We start from the raw sequence: 15,650 nt of genomic DNA on the forward strand, positions 1-15,650 counted from the left end.
GGTCGAATCCGCCCGGAGCACCAGAGATTTGTCGAGCCCGGTACCGCTACGGTGCCGGGCTCTTCTGGTTCAATGCCATGTCAAAAACGAAGCGCCCGCTTGCTGGGGGAGCAAGCGGGCGCCTGTGAGCGAATATGTTTGCGGCGAAAGCCGCGATAAGCGGTGGGGTGGCGACTAGTTGGTCGTACCGGAATCGTCGCCCGTGCTCGTGCCCGAGCCCGAACCAGAAAGTGCGACCGTCAGCGTAATCGTGCTGTCGGTGGACTGCTTGCCAGTGGGGGAGACGCCCGTAACGGTGGCATCCTCGTTACCGCTTACGGGATTGCCGTTCTGGTCACAGAAGCCAATGTTATAGAAACCGGCGTTGTTGAGCGCGGTAACGGCGGCGGAGATGCTCTTGCCGTACAGGTTGCCCGGGACGGTGGCCTTGCCGGACTTCTTGGCAATGACGACGGTAATCGTGGCGCCGGGCTTCTGCTTGCCGCTGGGGTTCCAGCTGATCACGGTGCCCTCGGTAACCGAGTCGTTCTCCTGGTAGCTCACGTCGACGCCAAAGCCTGCCATATCGAGGGCGTTGCGCGCCTGGGCCTCGGTCATGTCGGTCAGGTCGGGGACGGACGTGGTATCCGGGCCGCTCGAGACCTTGTACGAGATGGTCGTGCCCTTCTCGACCTCCTTGCCGGCAACAGTGCTCTGCTCAAAGACCTGGCCCTCTTCGGCCTCATTGGCTTCCTCCGAAGCGCTGCCCTTCAGGCCCACGCTTGCCAGTGCGGCCTCGGCCTGGTCCTTGGTCAGGCCGACGAGCTGCGGAACCTCAACCTTCTCGGAGGGCTTAGGGCCCTTGGAGACTACCAGGTTCACCCTCGTGCCCTTGGCCTTCTTGGTGTTGCCGTTGGGGGTCTGCTCGGCGACCTTTCCCTCGTCGACATCGTCGTTGTAGCTCTGGTCGACGGTGCCAACCTCAAGGCCGGCTTCCTTGATCAGCTCAATAGCGGTTTCCTGGTCCTTGCCCAGCACGTCGGGCACCGTGACCTGTTCGCCACTGAACATGCCCGTGGCAAAGGCCACTACAACGCCAATCACGGCGACGGCGGCAATCACGGCGGCGATAATCTTGTTCTTGTTGGACTTAGGCTTCTCGACCTCGTAGGAGCCCGTGGAGCCCGAGACAGCGCTACGGGCGGTGTTCTGACCGCTCACGCCCGAGACGGGACGAACCATAGCGCGCGTTGAGTCGGAAAGCTCGCGGGTCTTGGTGGCACCCGGGTCGCCGGCGGCACCGATGATGCGCGTGGGCTCCGAGACGTTGACGGCACGGCCGGACAGGTAGCTGTTGAGCACCTGGCGCAGCTCGTCGGCCGTCTGGAAGCGGTTTGCCGGGTCCTTCTCCATGCACTTGAGGATGATGCGCTCCAGGTCGGCATCGACGCCGGAGTTAATCTGGCTCGGCGGGATGGGGAGCTCGTTGACCTGCTTGAGCGCGACCGAGATGGCGTCGTCGCCGTCAAAGGGTACGCGGCCGGTGGCGCACTCGTACATGACGACACCCAGCGAGTAGATATCCGAGGTGGGGCCGAGGTCCTGGCCGCGGGTCTGCTCGGGGCTTACATAGTGGGCGGTGCCCAGCACGTTATTATCCTGCGTGAGATGGCTGTTCTTGGCGCGTGCGATGCCAAAATCCATTACCTTGATGTTGCCGTCAGGCAGCACCATGATGTTTTGCGGCTTAATGTCGCGGTGGATGATCTCGTGCTTGTGTGCGACCGAAAGCGCGGAGCTGATCTGCGAGCCGATCTGGGCGACCTTCTTGGGATCGAGGGCGCCGTGGCTCTTGATGCCGCTCTTAAGGTCGGTACCGCGCAGGTACTCCATGACGATGTAATAGGTGTCGCCGTCCTTGCCCCAGTCGTAGACGCCCACGATATAGGGGGAGGACAGGCCGGCAGCTGCCTGGGCCTCCTGCTTAAAGCGGGCGGCGAAGGTGGCGTCGCCGGCATACTGCGGCAGCATGATCTTGACGGCAACCGTGCGGTCGAGGACCTGATCCTGTGCACGGAAGACGGTCGCCATGCCGCCCGTTCCCACCTTATCCTTGAGGAGGTATCTTCCCCCGAGGACCCTCTGTTCCATTCCTGCTCCTAACATAACTATTCGCTCAACGATGTGTGTAGTACCAAATGTGTGGCCGCTGGGGCCGTGTGGCGCGTTGCCGCTAGCTCATCGGCCGCGGCGCGCCCCAAGTATCCGCTTTGATCACGGGCATCACGCTCCCTGTGCGGCGAGCGCCGCGGTCAGGACGATGCCGGCAATCTTGGCCGCCTCGACGTCGTGTTTGTCGTAATCCTCCAGGGCCACCGAGATGGCAACCGTGGGTGAATCGTAAGGCGCAAAGCCAACAAACATAGAGTTGACGTTGGTGCCGCCGATCTCGGCCGAACCGGTCTTGCCGGCAACCTTGACGCCCGGAATCTGGGCATCGGTGCCGGTACCGGACTGGACGACGGCGAGCATGGCCTGCTTGACCTGGTCGGCCGTGGCAGAGCTGACAGCCTGGCCCAGCGAGCGGGACTGCGTGGTCTTAACCACGGTTCCGTCCGGGGCGAGTATCTGGGACACAAAGAACGGGTCCATGACCACGCCGCTGTTGGCGATAGCGGCAGCGATCACGCAATTCTGCATGACGGTGGTCTGCGGGCCAGGTGTGTGGTCCATGCCGACGGGCTGGCCGGCGCCTGCCCAAGCGGTCTCCCACTCGGTCATAAGCGACGGGTCGGCCATGATGGAAGCCGCGGTGGTCAGATCCTGACCGAGCTTTTGACCGTAGCCAAAGGCGTTGGCAAACTGGACGAGCGAGTTGGCGCCGACCTCGTTGGCCACCTGGCCAAAGACGACGTTGGACGACACGGCGAAGGCCTGCTGCAGGCTGATGGTTCCGTAGCTCTCGTTGGCAGAGTTGGTGACCGGCGCGTTGCCGATGTCCATGGAGCCGGGCGCCTGGTACGTGCTGGTAAGGCTGGCAGTGCCGGTTTCGAGCGCCGCGGAGAGCGTGACGACCTTAAAGGTCGAGCCCGGGGTGTACAGCGCGTCCATGGCGCGGTCGTACATGGAGCCGTCCTCGCCACCGCCCGACTGCATCAGGGCATCGATGTTGGTGTTGTCATAGGTGGGCGAGCTCGCGCACGCGAGGACCGCACCGGTACGCGGATCCATGACCACCACAGCGCCCTTAAAGCCCTTGAGCGCCTGCTCGGCAGCCGTCTGGATGCGCGAGTCGATGGTGAGCTTGGCGGTATTGCCCGGCTGGGTCTGCCCCGCGAGCGATGCGATGGCGTTGTTCCAGCTGGAGTAATCCTTGGAGCCGGTGAGCGTATCGTTCATGACGCTCTCGATGCCGGCGGTGCCGTATTGCTGGCTCACGTAGCCCACCACGTGCGCGGCCATGTTGCCGTTGGGGTAGGAGCGGGCGTAGGTGCCGTCCTCCTGCTGCAGCGACTCGGCTAGTGTCACGCCGTCGGACGTGATGATGGAGCCACGCTGGATGTACTTGGAGCGGGCGATGGTGTGGTTGTTGGTCGGCATGTCCTGATAGTCCTTCGCCTTGATGACCTGGACATAGGTGAGGTTGCCGATAAGGATGGCGAACAGCGCCGTGAAGGCAAACACGGCACGAGTCAGACGGTTGGCAAGCGCCACGCGGCCGAGCACGCCGGACTCAGGCGTGTCGAGCAGGCGACGACGCATGCGAGAACCAGCGGAGTGGTTGCCGTGGCTGTAGGAAGGTGCGCTGGCAAAACGCGTACCGGTCGGGGCAGCGGCGGATGCGACCTGGTCATCGGTGATGGCGGCCATGGTGCCGGTGCCGGTGAGCTCGGCTTCGCGTCCGGTTGCCTCGTCGCCGGCGCGCAGCAGCAGCGCGACGATGATAAAGCTCGCCAGCAGCGAGGAGCCGCCCTGGCTCATAAAGGGCAGGGTGACGCCGGTCAGCGGGATCAGGCGGGTTACGCCGCCAACGATTAAGAATGCCTGGAAGCTGATGGCCGCCGTAAGGCCGGTCGCGCTAAAGGCGGCAAGGTCGGACTTGGCGCGGGCTGCCGTGGTGAGGCCACGCACGGCAAAAAGCATAAACAGGATGAGCACGGCGCCGCCGCCCAAAAGGCCCATTTCCTCGCCGATGGCCGAGAAGATGAAGTCGGACTCGACGACGGGGATGTTGTTTGCCATGCCATTGCCGATGCCGACGCCAACCAGGCCGCCGTCAGCCAGCGAGTAAAGTGACTGTACGATCTGGTAGCCCTGGCCCTGGGCGTCCTTAAACGGATCGACCCAGACCTGAAAGCGCACTTGCACGTGCGACAGGAACTTGTAGGCGCCCACGGCTCCAACGGCCAGCAGCGCAAGGCCGATGATGACGTACGAAAAGCGTCCCGTGGCAACATAGAGCATCAGCAAAAAGATGGTGTAGAACAGGACGGCCGAGCCCAGGTCGCGTTCGAAGACGACGATGAGCAGGCACACGCCCCACACGGCAAACAGCGGCAGCAGCAGGCGGAGGCGCGGAATCTTGAGGCCCAGGATCTTGCGGTTGGAGATGGAGAGCAGCTCACGGTTCTCGGCCAGATAGCCTGCCAGGAACAGGACGATGAAGACCTTGGCGAACTCGCCAGGCTGGATGGTGAAGCCCGCGATGCGAATCCACAGCTTGGAGCCCGAGATCTTGGTGCCGATAAAGATCGGCAGCATCAGCAGGATGATGCCGATAATGCCAAAGGTGTACTTGTAGCGCATGACCACATCGAGGTTCTTGACCAGCGCGAGCGTTCCCACCATGAGCGCCACCGAGACAAACAAGATGATGAGCTGCGAGATGGCGAGGTCGGGGGCCAGGCGCGTCACGAATGTGATGCCGATGCCCGAGAGCACAAAGACGATGGGCAGGATGGCGGGGTCGGCGCCGGGCGCCAGGATGCGCACGGCGATATGCGCCGCGGCGAAGGCGGCGAACAGGCCGATCGGCACGGCGAGCGTCTCAAAGGAAATCGTGGCGCCCGCGGTGAGCACGTACATCGCATAGAGCAGGATGACGGGGAACGCCGAGGCGATGAGCAAGAGCAGTTCGGTGTTGCGGCGACTCATAAGCGGCACTCCCTTTCTAATTCTTATCGGAGGCTTCGGCCTCGGCTGACTGTTCGGCGGTTTTCTCGGAATCTGACTCGGAGGTGGATTCCTGATCGGTGTTGTTGCGAATCGTTTGCGCGTCAATCACCTGACGGGTCTGCTCCTCGTCAATCTGATGGCGGTACTTGGAAATGGTGTCCTGCGCATCGTCGACACTCGTTTGCGGAATGCCTGCCTTCAGGCGGTTTTGCGTGTCTTCGGGCAGGTCGGACAGCTTGATGCTGGTTTCGCTCTCGAGCCAGTGGAGCTCGACCCCGAGCGTCTTGCCGGGCAGGCCGCGCCAGACGGCGACATTGCCGTGGTAGGTTCCCAAGTAATAGGAGCCGGTGACGCCCGTGTATGCCCAGATGCCTGCTACCAGCACAAAGACAAGGGCCAAGACGGCGCCGATGGTGACATTGCGGCGTCGGACGCGTTTTGCCTCGCGCATGACGCCGTCGTCGACCAGGTCGACGACCACCACGGTCACATTGTCGTGGCCGCCGGCGGCGAGCGCCGCGTCCACCAAGTTGTCGACACAGATCTGTGCGCTCGAGGACTGCGTAGCGATGTTCTCGATATCGCTATCGGGAATCATGCTCGAAAGACCGTCGGAGCACAGAATCAGGCGGTCGCCTTCCTCGATGTGCAGGGTAAAGTGGTCGGCATACATGGCGGGATCCGAGCCCAGCGCGCGGGTGATGACCGAGCGGTTGGGGTGGACGCGGGCCTCGTCGGCCGTGATCTCGCCGGCATCCACGAGCTCCTCCACGTAGGAGTGGTCGCGGGTCACGCGGATGAGCGTACCCTCGTGGAGCAGGTAGGCGCGCGAGTCGCCCACGTGGGCGATGGCGAGCGTGTCGTTTTCGATGTAGGCGCAGGTGGCCGTGCATCCCATGCCGGGTTTGCCCAGGCCGTTGAGGGCGGCCTCGATCACGGCGGCGTTGGCGGCCTCGACGGCTGCGGCCAGGCGCGCGGCGTCGGCGGACTGCGGCGCCGTCTTGGCGATGGTCTCGACGGCGATGGAGGATGCCACCTCGCCGGCGGCGTGTCCTCCCATGCCGTCGCACACGCAAAAGAGCGGCGACTGCACCAGATAGGAGTCCTCGTTGTGCGGGCGAACACATCCGACGTCGGAGCGGGCGCCCCACATAAGCTGCGTGGTGGTGCCGGCGTCGTAGGTCGAGTCGGTCTCGATGCGCTCGTCGGTCAGCGGCTCAAAGCTCATGGTCGAGCCGGGATCTTTGAGCTTTGCCTCCACGGCGGCGACATCGATCTCGGCGGTGTCGCCGGGGGAGACGGTGTCGGCATCGTCTCCCGACTCGGCGTCGGAGACGTCCGGAAGGTTGAGATCTTCGGTTACGCGGTCGGCGGGATCGCCGTCCTGCTGCGGCTCGACAGCCGTCGGCTCGGGCGTCGCAAAGTGCGACGGCGCGGGCGTGCTCTGGGGTTGAGCGGAGGGCTCGGGAGCTGCGGCGGGCGCGGCAACGGGCTGCTCGACTTCGGCAGGCGTTGCAGATGCGGGTGCCGCCTCGCTTGCCGGGGCGACGGGGAATACCGGCGCGTCAGGCTCGGGCGCTGCAAACACGGCAGCGCTCTCGTTAATCGCCTCGGCGACGGGCTCGGCAAAGTGAGCCGGTGCGGGCGTTGCCTCCGGTTCCGCGGGCTGCTCGGCAGCGTGCGCGCCGATAGGGGCGTCGAGCTGCTCGGTGTCGGCGTCCTCGTCATCGACGAGTGCCGGATATTCTTGAGTTACATGCGAAAGAGGCAGGGAGAACACGGTGTCCTCGGGCTCCACGGTCGCAGGGCGCGCCGGAGCGGCATGGGCCGGCGCAGCTGCGGGGGCAGTCGGCGTCTCGGGCATGGTTGCGGACTTGTTCTCCTCGTCGATCATCGACGGTTCACCTTCATGACCACGTCGCCAATCTGGACCTCATCACCCTCGCGCAGCGTTGCGGGCTCCACCAGCTGACGGCCGTTAACGAGCGTGCCGTTCAACGAGTTGAGGTCTTCGATGATGAGTGCCGGTCCCTGCAGCGAAAAGCGTGCGTGCGAGGCTGAGACAAACGGTTCGTTGATGCAGATGTCCGAGGACGGCGAGCGGCCCACGATGACGGGGCCGAGCATGTCTACATGGATGCCACGGATGCCGCGCGGACCCTTGTCCACATCGATCGTCCAGATAGCGGAGTCGCGGCGCTGGCCGCGTACGAGTCCCACGCCGGTTTTCATGACGGCGAACAGGAAGATGTAGAGCAGGGCGACCAGGACGATGCGGCCTGCAAAAAGGACGATATCGATGTTCATAAGCGACTATCCCCAAAATTCAAAGGTGCTCAGGCCAAACGTCAGCAGATCGCCGTTGCGCAGCGGGCAGCGCGTGATGCGGCGGTTGTTGACGAGCGTGCCGTTGGTGGAATTGAGGTCCTCGATCGACCAGTCCGAACCGGTAAAGGTGAGCTGGGCGTGACGGCGCGACACGTTGGGGTCGCGCAGGGCGATGTCCGAAACCGAACGCTCGCGACCGATGGTCACCTGCGCGGAAGTGATGCTGTGGCTCTCGCCGCTCACGACGTCGACGAGCTGGGCGAGCGGGCGCTGCGGGGCGCGGGTGCTCGCCATGTTGGAGGCAATACCGGCCGCGGCGCCAAGGCCCACGGCGGCGCCGGTCGCGGCGGCTCCGCCCATACCGGCGAGGGCGTCACGAGAGACGGTCTGCGGCACGGGGATGGGCGCGGCGGCGGGGTCGGGGACGTTGGGCGCAAAGGGATCGGCCACGGCGAGCGGGTCGGGAGCGACGGCGCGGGGCGTCGGCTGCTGGGGCATGGCGGCGGGGTGCTGTTGCTGCGGAGCGGCGAATTGCTGCTTGCCGGCGCGGGGAGCGCTGGCGGCGCGGCTTGCTGCCGAGTTGTTCTGGCCCAGGCCATTCTGGTAGGCGCGCTCTTCCTCGTACAGACGACCGAGCGTGGGGGCGTCGACGTTCTCGGCAAAGACCGAGAACTTACCGGCACGCAGCTGCGGGTCGATCATAAAGCGAACGAGGGGCTCGCCGACAAACACATAGCGGCGCTTTTCGGCCTGTGCCTTCACAAACTCGCGGACTTCGCGCGAAAGCTCGGGGTAGAACGGGGCGAGCATGGGATCGTCGTCGGCGGCGATCAGGATGGTATAGAGTGCCGGCGCGGTGTTGACGCCGTTGATCACCAGAGTCTGATCCTCCATGTCGCGAGCGGCCTGCTTGGCAAGCTTCTTAAAGGAGAACGGGGCACGGGTGGCACCGAAGATGCCGGCCACGTGGTCCTCGAAGATGTTCAGGAAGTTCACGAAAGATCACTCTCCGTATAGGTTCTTTGGTATCCGAGCAAATATAGGCATATCCCAACGATTATAGAGGATAGGGTTCCCGCAACCGCCGCCTTGACGACGACCGCGGCCGCAAGGCTGGCAATTTCCATATGGTGTGCAAGACAGAGCGACGCCGCGGAGCCTATTCCGCAGCCGGCGATGGCAGCGATTGCAGCCAGGTTCGAACCCTGCTCGGCACGCTTGGCATGGACGTTGAGCAGCAGAGATGTCAGTGCAGCTGTCGCCGCGACAAGCACGACGGCAGCCCAGAAGAGCATGTCTCCCAGCGCCGCGGCAACATTGCCGAGCCCCAGCACGCCTCCGGCGGAAAGCGCAACCGTAGCCAGGCGGCCAAAAAGCGCGCCCATCCCCGTGGCGGCCGCGGCGCTTGCCGGGCCGAGCCAAAAGGCCGCGATGCCGGCGGCGACCCCGGCGGCAAGGAGGACGTCGCCCGTTAGACATCCAAGTGTCACCGCGCAGGTGAGCGCGGCGCTCGCGGCGGCCTCGGTGCGGCCCCAGGCGATCCACCAACCGGACATGGCGGCGGCAAAGAGCACCGCGACGGGCAGCATCGACAGGATGCCTTGCGCCTGCATGGTGGCGTTGGCCATAAGTACCAAAAAGCCCACGGCCGAGATGGCCGAGCCAATCTGCGGGGCCAGGCCGGCAGCCGCCCCAATCGCGATGGCCGCGGCAATAAGTCCGGGAAGCGCCGCGACGCCAGCCGTCTGCATGAGCAAAAAGCTAAAGGCACCACACGTTAGCGCCGAGATGGCGCGCATGGTGTAATCGCGCGCGTGGCTCCAGCGCGTGCCGGCCCAGCCGAGTGCGGGGTCGACCTCGATGGTGTCGTCCTTATAGGGCAGCGATTCGATATCGTCTGCCGCGCGCTCGTCATCCGACAGCTCGCCCACCATCTGCTCCAGGCTGCGACGGCCCTCGCGCACGCTGCCCAAGCCGGCGAGCAGCTGGTCGCAAAATGCCTCGATGCTGCTGGGGCGGTCTTGCGGCATGGGGGAGAGGGCGCTCATGAGCGCAGCCTCGGCTCCTGGGGGAAAGTGCGGGATGAGCTCGCTAGGGTAGGTGGCACCGCCGATGATGCGGCCGAGCGAGTCGCCGGGCGTGGCGGCCATAAAGGGAGCGCTGCCGCACAGGCCCTCGTAGATCACGCAGGCGAGGGCAAAGACATCGGCGCGCTCGTCAACCGTGCCAGTCTCGATGTCGAGCTGCTCGGGTGGCATGTAGCCGATGGTGCCGCCGCGCGAGCCGCCAAAGCCGCCGGCAGACGACAGCCGCGCCATGCCAAAGTCGGTGAGCTTTACATTGCCCGAGTGGTCGATGAGTACGTTGGCGGGCTTAATATCCAGGTGGAGCACGCCGTTGCTATGGGCGAAGGTGAGCGCCTGGCCCAGCGCGTCGGCAATTGCCGCGGCCTCGTCAAAGGTGAGCGAATGGCCGTCCACGCGATGCAAAAAGTCGGCTAGGGACATGCCGTCGACATATTCCATGACCAGGTAGGCATAGGCGGTATCGTGCGTAAAGTCGATAACCTGCACGATATTGGGATGTTGAAGCATGGCGGCGGTGTGTGCCTCGCGCAGCACGTCCATGATGTCGCTGGCGGGCATGCCGGCGCCGTTGATAAGGGGGATGCGCTTAATGGCCACGCGACGGCGCAGGTGCGTGTCGCGGCAAATCTCGATGGAGCCAAAACCGCCGGTCGCAAGCGTCTCGAGCGGCTGGAACCGCTTGAGCAGCTCGCGAGAGCTGGTGCCCTCCAAGGGAACGTCCGGAGAGAACCGGGCGGTATGTTGCGAGAAAAGCGGCATGGCCAACCCTCGTGCGTTTAAAGTTCGTTTGCGAGCGGCGGGCGCGGAGCCGAGCCATTCGCGGTGGCATAGATGCTGCTAGTTTAGCACGCTCGGGCGCATGGTGAAGGTAGCGGGGCGAGGTGGCCTGTCTGGCTCGGCCTTAGCGCTTCTTCTTGTTCTTCTTCTGCTTGCGCTGCTTGCCCTTGGTCTCCTGGGGCTTGTCGCCCTGTTTGGCTTCGGCAGCGGCCTTTTCGGCCTTCATCTTCTTGCGTTTGGTCTCGATGCGCAGCTTTTTGTTGATGCGCGCCTTGAGGAAGGAGCCAAACTGCTCGGCATCACCACGCACAAAGGTGTCCTTGGGGATCGTCACGCCCTGGTCGGCGAACATGGCCACAAAGATGCGCTCGCTGTCGAGCACGTGGTCGAGCTTCTCAAACGGGAAGAACTGCGACTTGCCGCTCTTGCCCCATACCATCAGACCGTCCTCGTTAACGGCGACGCGGCGATAGCGGCCGCCCATGGACTCGTCGGCCTCGACGGCATCGATAAAGTCGCGGGCAAGGGTGTGGTGCAGATTTTTGCTCCACCAGGCCAAAAAGGCGCCGAATACGATCAGGACGACACCGAACTTGATCCAGTTGCCGCCGGCCACTAGCATGCCGATGCCGATGAGCGCGGCAATTGCCGCGGCGACATACAGCGAGCCGCGACGCCTGGGCGAGGCGACCAGGCGCGCAAAGTCGGTGACGAGGTCGTTTTCGTACTGATACTCGTTGAGGTACAGGATGCCGTCGTCGGCTGCGGCCTGCTTCTCGAGCGCGACCTCGACCTGGTCGGCTGCTTCGGAGGGAACGAGGTTGCTCTCTGCGTCTGCCATGCTCTTTGGACTCCTATCGCGGCGGGCTCGCCGTACGGGTTATTATGGATGCAGTATGCCGTGCGACCGCATGGCCGCCGCGGCAACAAGACTCAGTATACCCGGGGGAGCACCCATGGAATCGTTGTACCGAAAGTATCGCCCGCTCACCTTCGACTCCGTGGTGGGCCAGCAGCATATCGTCTCGACGCTCGAGCATGCCATCACCGAGGGGCGTCTGTCCCACGCGTACCTGTTCTGCGGACCGCGCGGCACGGGCAAGACCACCATGGCGCGTATTCTTGCCAAGGCGCTGCTCTGCCGCAATGCCGAGGCGGCGCGCGCCGAGGGTGCGAGCGGCTGCATGCCCGACGGCACCTGTGAGGAATGCGAGCTCATCGCCGAGGGCAACCACCCAGACGTCTACGAGCTCGATGCCGCAAGCCGTACCGGCGTAGACAACGTGCGCGAGGAGGTCATCAATTCCGTTAACTTTGCCCCGGTGCGCGGCAAGTACAAGATCTATATCATCGACGAGGTCCACATGCTCACGACGGCGGCGTTCAACGCGCTGCTCAAGACGCTCGAGGAGCCGCCGGCGCACGTGATCTTTGTGCTGTGCACCACCGACCCGCAAAAGATTCTGGAGACAATCCTCTCGCGCTGCCAGCGCTTCGATTTCCACCGCATCGGTAACGAGGATATCGAGCGCCGCCTGGCATACGTGTGCGAGCAGGAGGGCTTCGACTACGACGACGAGGCGCTTGCCATCGTGGCACGCCATGCCAAGGGCGGCATGCGCGACGCGCTCTCTACACTGGAGCAGCTGAGCGTTTTTGGCAACGGCGCCGTGCATGCGGACGATGCCCGCTCGCTTTTGGGCGAGGTTTCGGACCAGATCCTGGGCGAGTTTGCCCGCGCCATTGCCGATCGCGATGTTGCCGAGCTATATGGACTGATCCGTGCGCAGGTCGAGGAAGGAAACGACCTGCTGGAGCTGACGCGCGACCTGGTGGCGCATGTGCGTGACGTGTACGTTGCCTGCGTTGCCGGTGCCCGTGCCGAGCTGTTTGAGGGCGGCTCCGAGCAGGCCGAGGCGCTTGCTGCCGAGGCCGCTGCCTTTGGCGAGCATCCTGCCGACCGCCTGGCCCGTGTGCTGACAGTGCTCGACGATGCCGCGCTGGAGATGAGGGGCGCGAGCGACGTGCGCCTGGTGCTTGAGATTGCCTGCACGCGTCTGGCACGTCCCGAGGCTGATTTAACGATTGAGGCATTGGCCGAGCGCGTGGCACGCCTGGAGGCCATGATTGCCAACGGCGCCGTGCCGGCGAGCGTGGCTGCTGCTCAGGCCGCCGCGCCTGCAGCATCCGTACCCGCTGCTGCCCAACAGCCGACGCTCATTTCGGGCGCTCGTGCTGCCGCTCCGGCGGCATCCGCTGCCCCCGCTGCTACGTCCGCGCGCCAGGGCGGTATGCCTTGGGACCGCGGCGCTGCTGTTCCGGCTGCCCAGCCTGCGACCAAGTCCGCGGCTCCTGCGCCGGCGCCCAGACCTGTAACGCCTGCACCTCAGCCCGTTGCGGCTCCGGCTTCCGCGCCTGCTGCATCGACCGTGTCGGTGTCCAAGCCCAACAACGCCGCCCAGGTTGCCGCCGCCGGTGCTGCCGAGACCCCCGCGGTTGAGGACGCCGGCGAGCTCCAGCGCAAATGGGCCGAGGTCGTCGAGCGCGTCAAGGCTCGTCAGGCCTCCTACGCAGGGCTTTTGCTCAACGCCCGCGCCACGGCCGACGACGGCTCCAAGCTCACGGTCTCGTTCCCCGCGGGTTCGACTTTTGCCATCAAGATGCTCGGTCGCGCCGATACGCAGTCGGTGGTCCTGCCGACGGTCTGCGCGGTCTTCGGTCGTCGTACCGTCGACTATGTCCTGGATGGGGGTGGCACGCCGGCTCCTCAACATGAGGAGCATTCTCCATCTGCACGGGCTGCGGTATCTGCGGACCCGCAACCCGTGTCCTCGGTGCCCCCTGCATCCTCGAGCGCCAGCGCGACGCAGCCAAAAGCGGCGCCGGTAGCGGCACCGACCCCGTCGGCGCCTGAACCCGCTGCGCCCAAACCGGCTGCTCCGATCCCCGCGCCCAAGTCCGCTGCCGCGCCTGCGCCCAAGTCATCCGACCTGGCCAAGGCCCCTTGGCTGCGCTCCGACAACCCTGCCGGTGCTCCTGCCACGGGCAAGCTCCCGACCGAGCCCGCGCCCCGAGCGCCCGAGCGCGCGTCCGTCCCCATGGCTCAGCCGCCTGCGCAGGCTGCGCCATGGGAATCCGAGCAGGTGCCCTACGACGATGCTATGGTCGGTGGTTTTGCTGCCGATGCCGGCGGGGACGATCTGCCCCCGTTCGACGTGCCGGGTGCGGCGTCCGCGACCAAGGCCGCTGCTGTGGCACCCGCAGCCTCTGCAAACGACGACGTCCCCGCCGCTCCCTGGGAATCCAATCCCGGTGCTGGCAGCCCCTTCGGCCATCAGGGCGCAGCCCCGAGCATCCCGCAGACCGAGGACGAGGCCAAGGCCCTCATCCGCAGCGTCTTTGGCCAGGCCACCATCTTCAAGCCGGTGGAGTAGCTGCGCAGGCGGGTATACTGCTCAAGAAGAGGACCCCTTGTCCGGGCGCATCTGTATTTCGGACATGTGTAGTGTGGTGCCGCGTATGTCGCATTTGAGCAGACAGGTGCGTGACGGTCGGCCTAGGATGCTGAGGTCGATACGATACGTCGCATGGCTGTCCGTGTACTCGACTTGCTCGGCGTTAATGGTTGCTCCGATTGCCAAATAAACGCCTAGCTCGGCATCGACAATCTTGAAGTCCTTTATCTTGACCTTGAACTCTTGATAGAGGGACGGGCTGTTGTAGTAGACGGTTCGGGTTCCGTCGGTGCACTCATCGGTCGTCTCCCATTTGACGACGGGCTGGTCCGAGCTGGCTATCAGCAGTTCTGCTCCAAAAGCTATGGCATGGGTGATGACAACCAGCAATGCCCAGCCGACAAAGAGATAGAGAACCACATATGCAACGGGGTGTTTTGAGCGGATGTTTTGGAGCGCGTTGGGGGCATTCATGGGGCACCTCCAAATTACTATCTATGGCAATCAAATTATACCCTGCCGCCATGTGCGCCGCCTCGAGCAGCGGTTCGGCATTTAGCTATTTAGTGGCGCACATGAAATGCCGGATTCGGCTCTACTAGATTGAGTGTGCGATATTATGCAACCTTGCATAATTCGACCTTGCATAATCTTTGAGTGCGGTTTGTATTGGAGGACATGTATATCGACTGAGGTAACACGTCCGCCCCGCTCTCTCGCCGCGCGCCGTGGTACGATTTTTGAGTTTGAAAGTCCCGCCGTGCTCCGGCTGCCCTTGCAGCTCGGCGTGCGGCCGCACGTAAAGGAGCCATCATGGCCGGTATGAACATGCAGCAGATGATGAAGCAGGCTCGCAAGATGCAGGAGCAGCTTGCCGCCGCGCAGGAGAACCTCAAGTCCCAGACCGTCGACGCCTCTGCCGGCGGCGGCATGGTCAAGGTGACCGTTAACGGCGAGATGGAGCTCGTCAACCTCACCATCGATCCCGATGCGCTCGATCCCGAGGACGTCGATATGCTGCAGGATATGATCATGGCTGCCGTCAACGAGGCCGTCCGCGGCGTCAACGAGCTCGCCAACAAGCAGATGGGCGCCATCACCGGCGGCCTCAACATCCCGGGCATGCCGTTCTAAGACACGCATATATATGAGTGCCAACCACAGTCTGCAAAAACTGCTCGATGAGCTGGGCCGTCTGCCGGGCATTGGTCCCAAGTCGGCCCAGCGCATCGCCTATTACCTGTTGGAGGCCGACGCCGAGGAGGCGCGCCGCCTGGCCGAGGCCATCCTGGAGGTCAAGCAGGAGGTCCACTTTTGCAGCCGCTGCTTTAACTACGCCACGGCCGACGAGTGCTCCATCTGCCAGGACCCGATGCGCGATACCACTCGCATTTGCGTGGTGGGCGAGCCGCGCGATGTCCAGGCGATCGAGCGCACGGGCAGCTACCACGGCCTCTACCACGTATTGGGCGGCGTGATCAGTCCCATGGACAAGATTGGCCCCGAGCAGCTGCACATTCGAGAGCTGCTGGCACGCTTGGGCCACGAGGACATCCACGAGGTCATCATCGCCACCAACCCCAATATTGAGGGCGAGACCACGGCGAGCTATCTGGCCCGTACCATCAAGCCGTTGGGCGTCGAGGTGTCGCGTCTGGCAAGCGGCCTTCCCGTGGGCGGCGACTTGGAGTATGCCGACGAGCTTACGCTTGGCCGCGCCATCGAGGCCCGCCGCGCGATTTAGGTGGCGAGCCTGCTCCTGCCGTATGTTTTCCTCGCGACGCACGGGGTAGTCATAATTTCCCCGTGCGACTGTGAGTTTGTTGTGCAACAAAGATGCTTCGTATCC

At 64.1% G+C, this 15,650-nt stretch carries 11 protein-coding genes; 3 read left to right on the forward strand and 8 right to left on the reverse strand.

Features of this window, described 5'->3' with window-relative positions:
• Positions 1–174: 174 nt before the first annotated feature.
• The 7 genes from pknB to AB5Z54_RS02145 all read right to left on the reverse strand — a co-directional run bounded on the left by pknB (position 175) and on the right by AB5Z54_RS02145 (position 11,187).
• Entirely contained in the window at positions 175–2,130 is a 1,956-nt protein-coding gene (gene pknB, locus AB5Z54_RS02115; RefSeq protein WP_368159966.1) for a Stk1 family PASTA domain-containing Ser/Thr kinase, read from the reverse strand.
• A 132-nt stretch (positions 2,131–2,262) separates the two neighbouring features.
• Positions 2,263–5,133, reverse strand: a complete 2,871-nt coding sequence (locus AB5Z54_RS02120) for an FtsW/RodA/SpoVE family cell cycle protein (RefSeq protein WP_368159968.1) — start codon at positions 5,131–5,133, stop codon at positions 2,263–2,265.
• 16 nt (positions 5,134–5,149) lie between these two features.
• Positions 5,150–7,048, reverse strand: a complete 1,899-nt coding sequence (locus AB5Z54_RS02125; protein ID WP_368159971.1) for a Stp1/IreP family PP2C-type Ser/Thr phosphatase — start codon at positions 7,046–7,048, stop codon at positions 5,150–5,152.
• A complete protein-coding gene (locus AB5Z54_RS02130) occupies positions 7,045–7,461 on the reverse strand; it encodes an FHA domain-containing protein (RefSeq protein WP_006235180.1) in 417 nt (138 codons plus the stop codon). The genes AB5Z54_RS02125 and AB5Z54_RS02130 overlap by 4 nt, the downstream gene beginning before the upstream one ends.
• Positions 7,462–7,467: 6 nt before the next feature.
• Complete coding sequence (locus AB5Z54_RS02135; RefSeq protein ID WP_368159973.1) at positions 7,468–8,478, reverse strand: FhaA domain-containing protein; 1,011 nt, start codon at positions 8,476–8,478, stop codon at positions 7,468–7,470.
• On the reverse strand, positions 8,475–10,328 hold the full coding sequence (locus AB5Z54_RS02140) for a serine/threonine-protein kinase (RefSeq protein ID WP_368159975.1): 1,854 nt from the start codon (positions 10,326–10,328) through the stop codon (positions 8,475–8,477). The genes AB5Z54_RS02135 and AB5Z54_RS02140 overlap by 4 nt, the downstream gene beginning before the upstream one ends.
• Before the next feature lie 142 nt (positions 10,329–10,470).
• Positions 10,471–11,187: a hypothetical protein gene (locus tag AB5Z54_RS02145; RefSeq protein WP_368159978.1), complete on the reverse strand. Its 717-nt coding sequence runs from the start codon at positions 11,185–11,187 to the stop codon at positions 10,471–10,473.
• A gap of 115 nt (positions 11,188–11,302) precedes the next feature.
• Between AB5Z54_RS02145 and dnaX the strand changes: the two genes are divergently transcribed.
• The gene (gene dnaX, locus AB5Z54_RS02150; protein ID WP_368159980.1) at positions 11,303–13,780 is read left to right on the forward strand and encodes a DNA polymerase III subunit gamma/tau; all 2,478 of its coding nucleotides are present in this window, start codon (positions 11,303–11,305) and stop codon (positions 13,778–13,780) included.
• A gap of 21 nt (positions 13,781–13,801) precedes the next feature.
• Here the strand turns inward: dnaX and AB5Z54_RS02155 are convergent, their stop codons facing one another.
• On the reverse strand, positions 13,802–14,275 hold the full coding sequence (locus tag AB5Z54_RS02155) for a hypothetical protein (protein ID WP_006235175.1): 474 nt from the start codon (positions 14,273–14,275) through the stop codon (positions 13,802–13,804).
• Between the two features lie 339 nt (positions 14,276–14,614).
• On the opposite strand from AB5Z54_RS02155, the gene AB5Z54_RS02160 reads away from it, so the two are divergent.
• Together AB5Z54_RS02160 and recR are read left to right on the forward strand one after the other, a co-directional pair.
• Positions 14,615–14,935, forward strand: a complete 321-nt coding sequence (locus tag AB5Z54_RS02160; RefSeq protein WP_006235174.1) for a YbaB/EbfC family nucleoid-associated protein — start codon at positions 14,615–14,617, stop codon at positions 14,933–14,935.
• Between the two features lie 13 nt (positions 14,936–14,948).
• Entirely contained in the window at positions 14,949–15,545 is a 597-nt protein-coding gene (recR, locus tag AB5Z54_RS02165; RefSeq protein ID WP_006235173.1) for a recombination mediator RecR, read from the forward strand.
• Positions 15,546–15,650: the final 105 nt, after the last annotated feature.

The sequence above is a fragment of the Collinsella aerofaciens genome (assembly GCF_040910185.1).
In the GTDB taxonomy this organism is placed as follows: Bacteria; Actinomycetota; Coriobacteriia; order Coriobacteriales; family Coriobacteriaceae; genus Collinsella; species Collinsella aerofaciens_BF.

What these genes read in the sequence shown, in the direction of transcription:
- AB5Z54_RS02145 (WP_368159978.1), bottom strand. Translation starts at nt 11,187, where the DNA reads ATGGCAGACGCAGAGAGCAACCTCGTTCCCTCCGAAGCAGCCGACCAG.
- AB5Z54_RS02160 (WP_006235174.1), top strand. Translation starts at nt 14,615, where the DNA reads ATGGCCGGTATGAACATGCAGCAGATGATGAAGCAGGCTCGCAAGATG.
- pknB (WP_368159966.1), bottom strand. Translation starts at nt 2,130, where the DNA reads ATGGAACAGAGGGTCCTCGGGGGAAGATACCTCCTCAAGGATAAGGTG.
- dnaX (WP_368159980.1), top strand. Translation starts at nt 11,303, where the DNA reads ATGGAATCGTTGTACCGAAAGTATCGCCCGCTCACCTTCGACTCCGTG.
- AB5Z54_RS02125 (WP_368159971.1), bottom strand. Translation starts at nt 7,048, where the DNA reads ATGATCGACGAGGAGAACAAGTCCGCAACCATGCCCGAGACGCCGACT.
- AB5Z54_RS02120 (WP_368159968.1), bottom strand. Translation starts at nt 5,133, where the DNA reads ATGAGTCGCCGCAACACCGAACTGCTCTTGCTCATCGCCTCGGCGTTC.
- AB5Z54_RS02130 (WP_006235180.1), bottom strand. Translation starts at nt 7,461, where the DNA reads ATGAACATCGATATCGTCCTTTTTGCAGGCCGCATCGTCCTGGTCGCC.
- AB5Z54_RS02140 (WP_368159975.1), bottom strand. Translation starts at nt 10,328, where the DNA reads ATGCCGCTTTTCTCGCAACATACCGCCCGGTTCTCTCCGGACGTTCCC.
- recR (WP_006235173.1), top strand. Translation starts at nt 14,949, where the DNA reads ATGAGTGCCAACCACAGTCTGCAAAAACTGCTCGATGAGCTGGGCCGT.
- AB5Z54_RS02155 (WP_006235175.1), bottom strand. Translation starts at nt 14,275, where the DNA reads ATGAATGCCCCCAACGCGCTCCAAAACATCCGCTCAAAACACCCCGTT.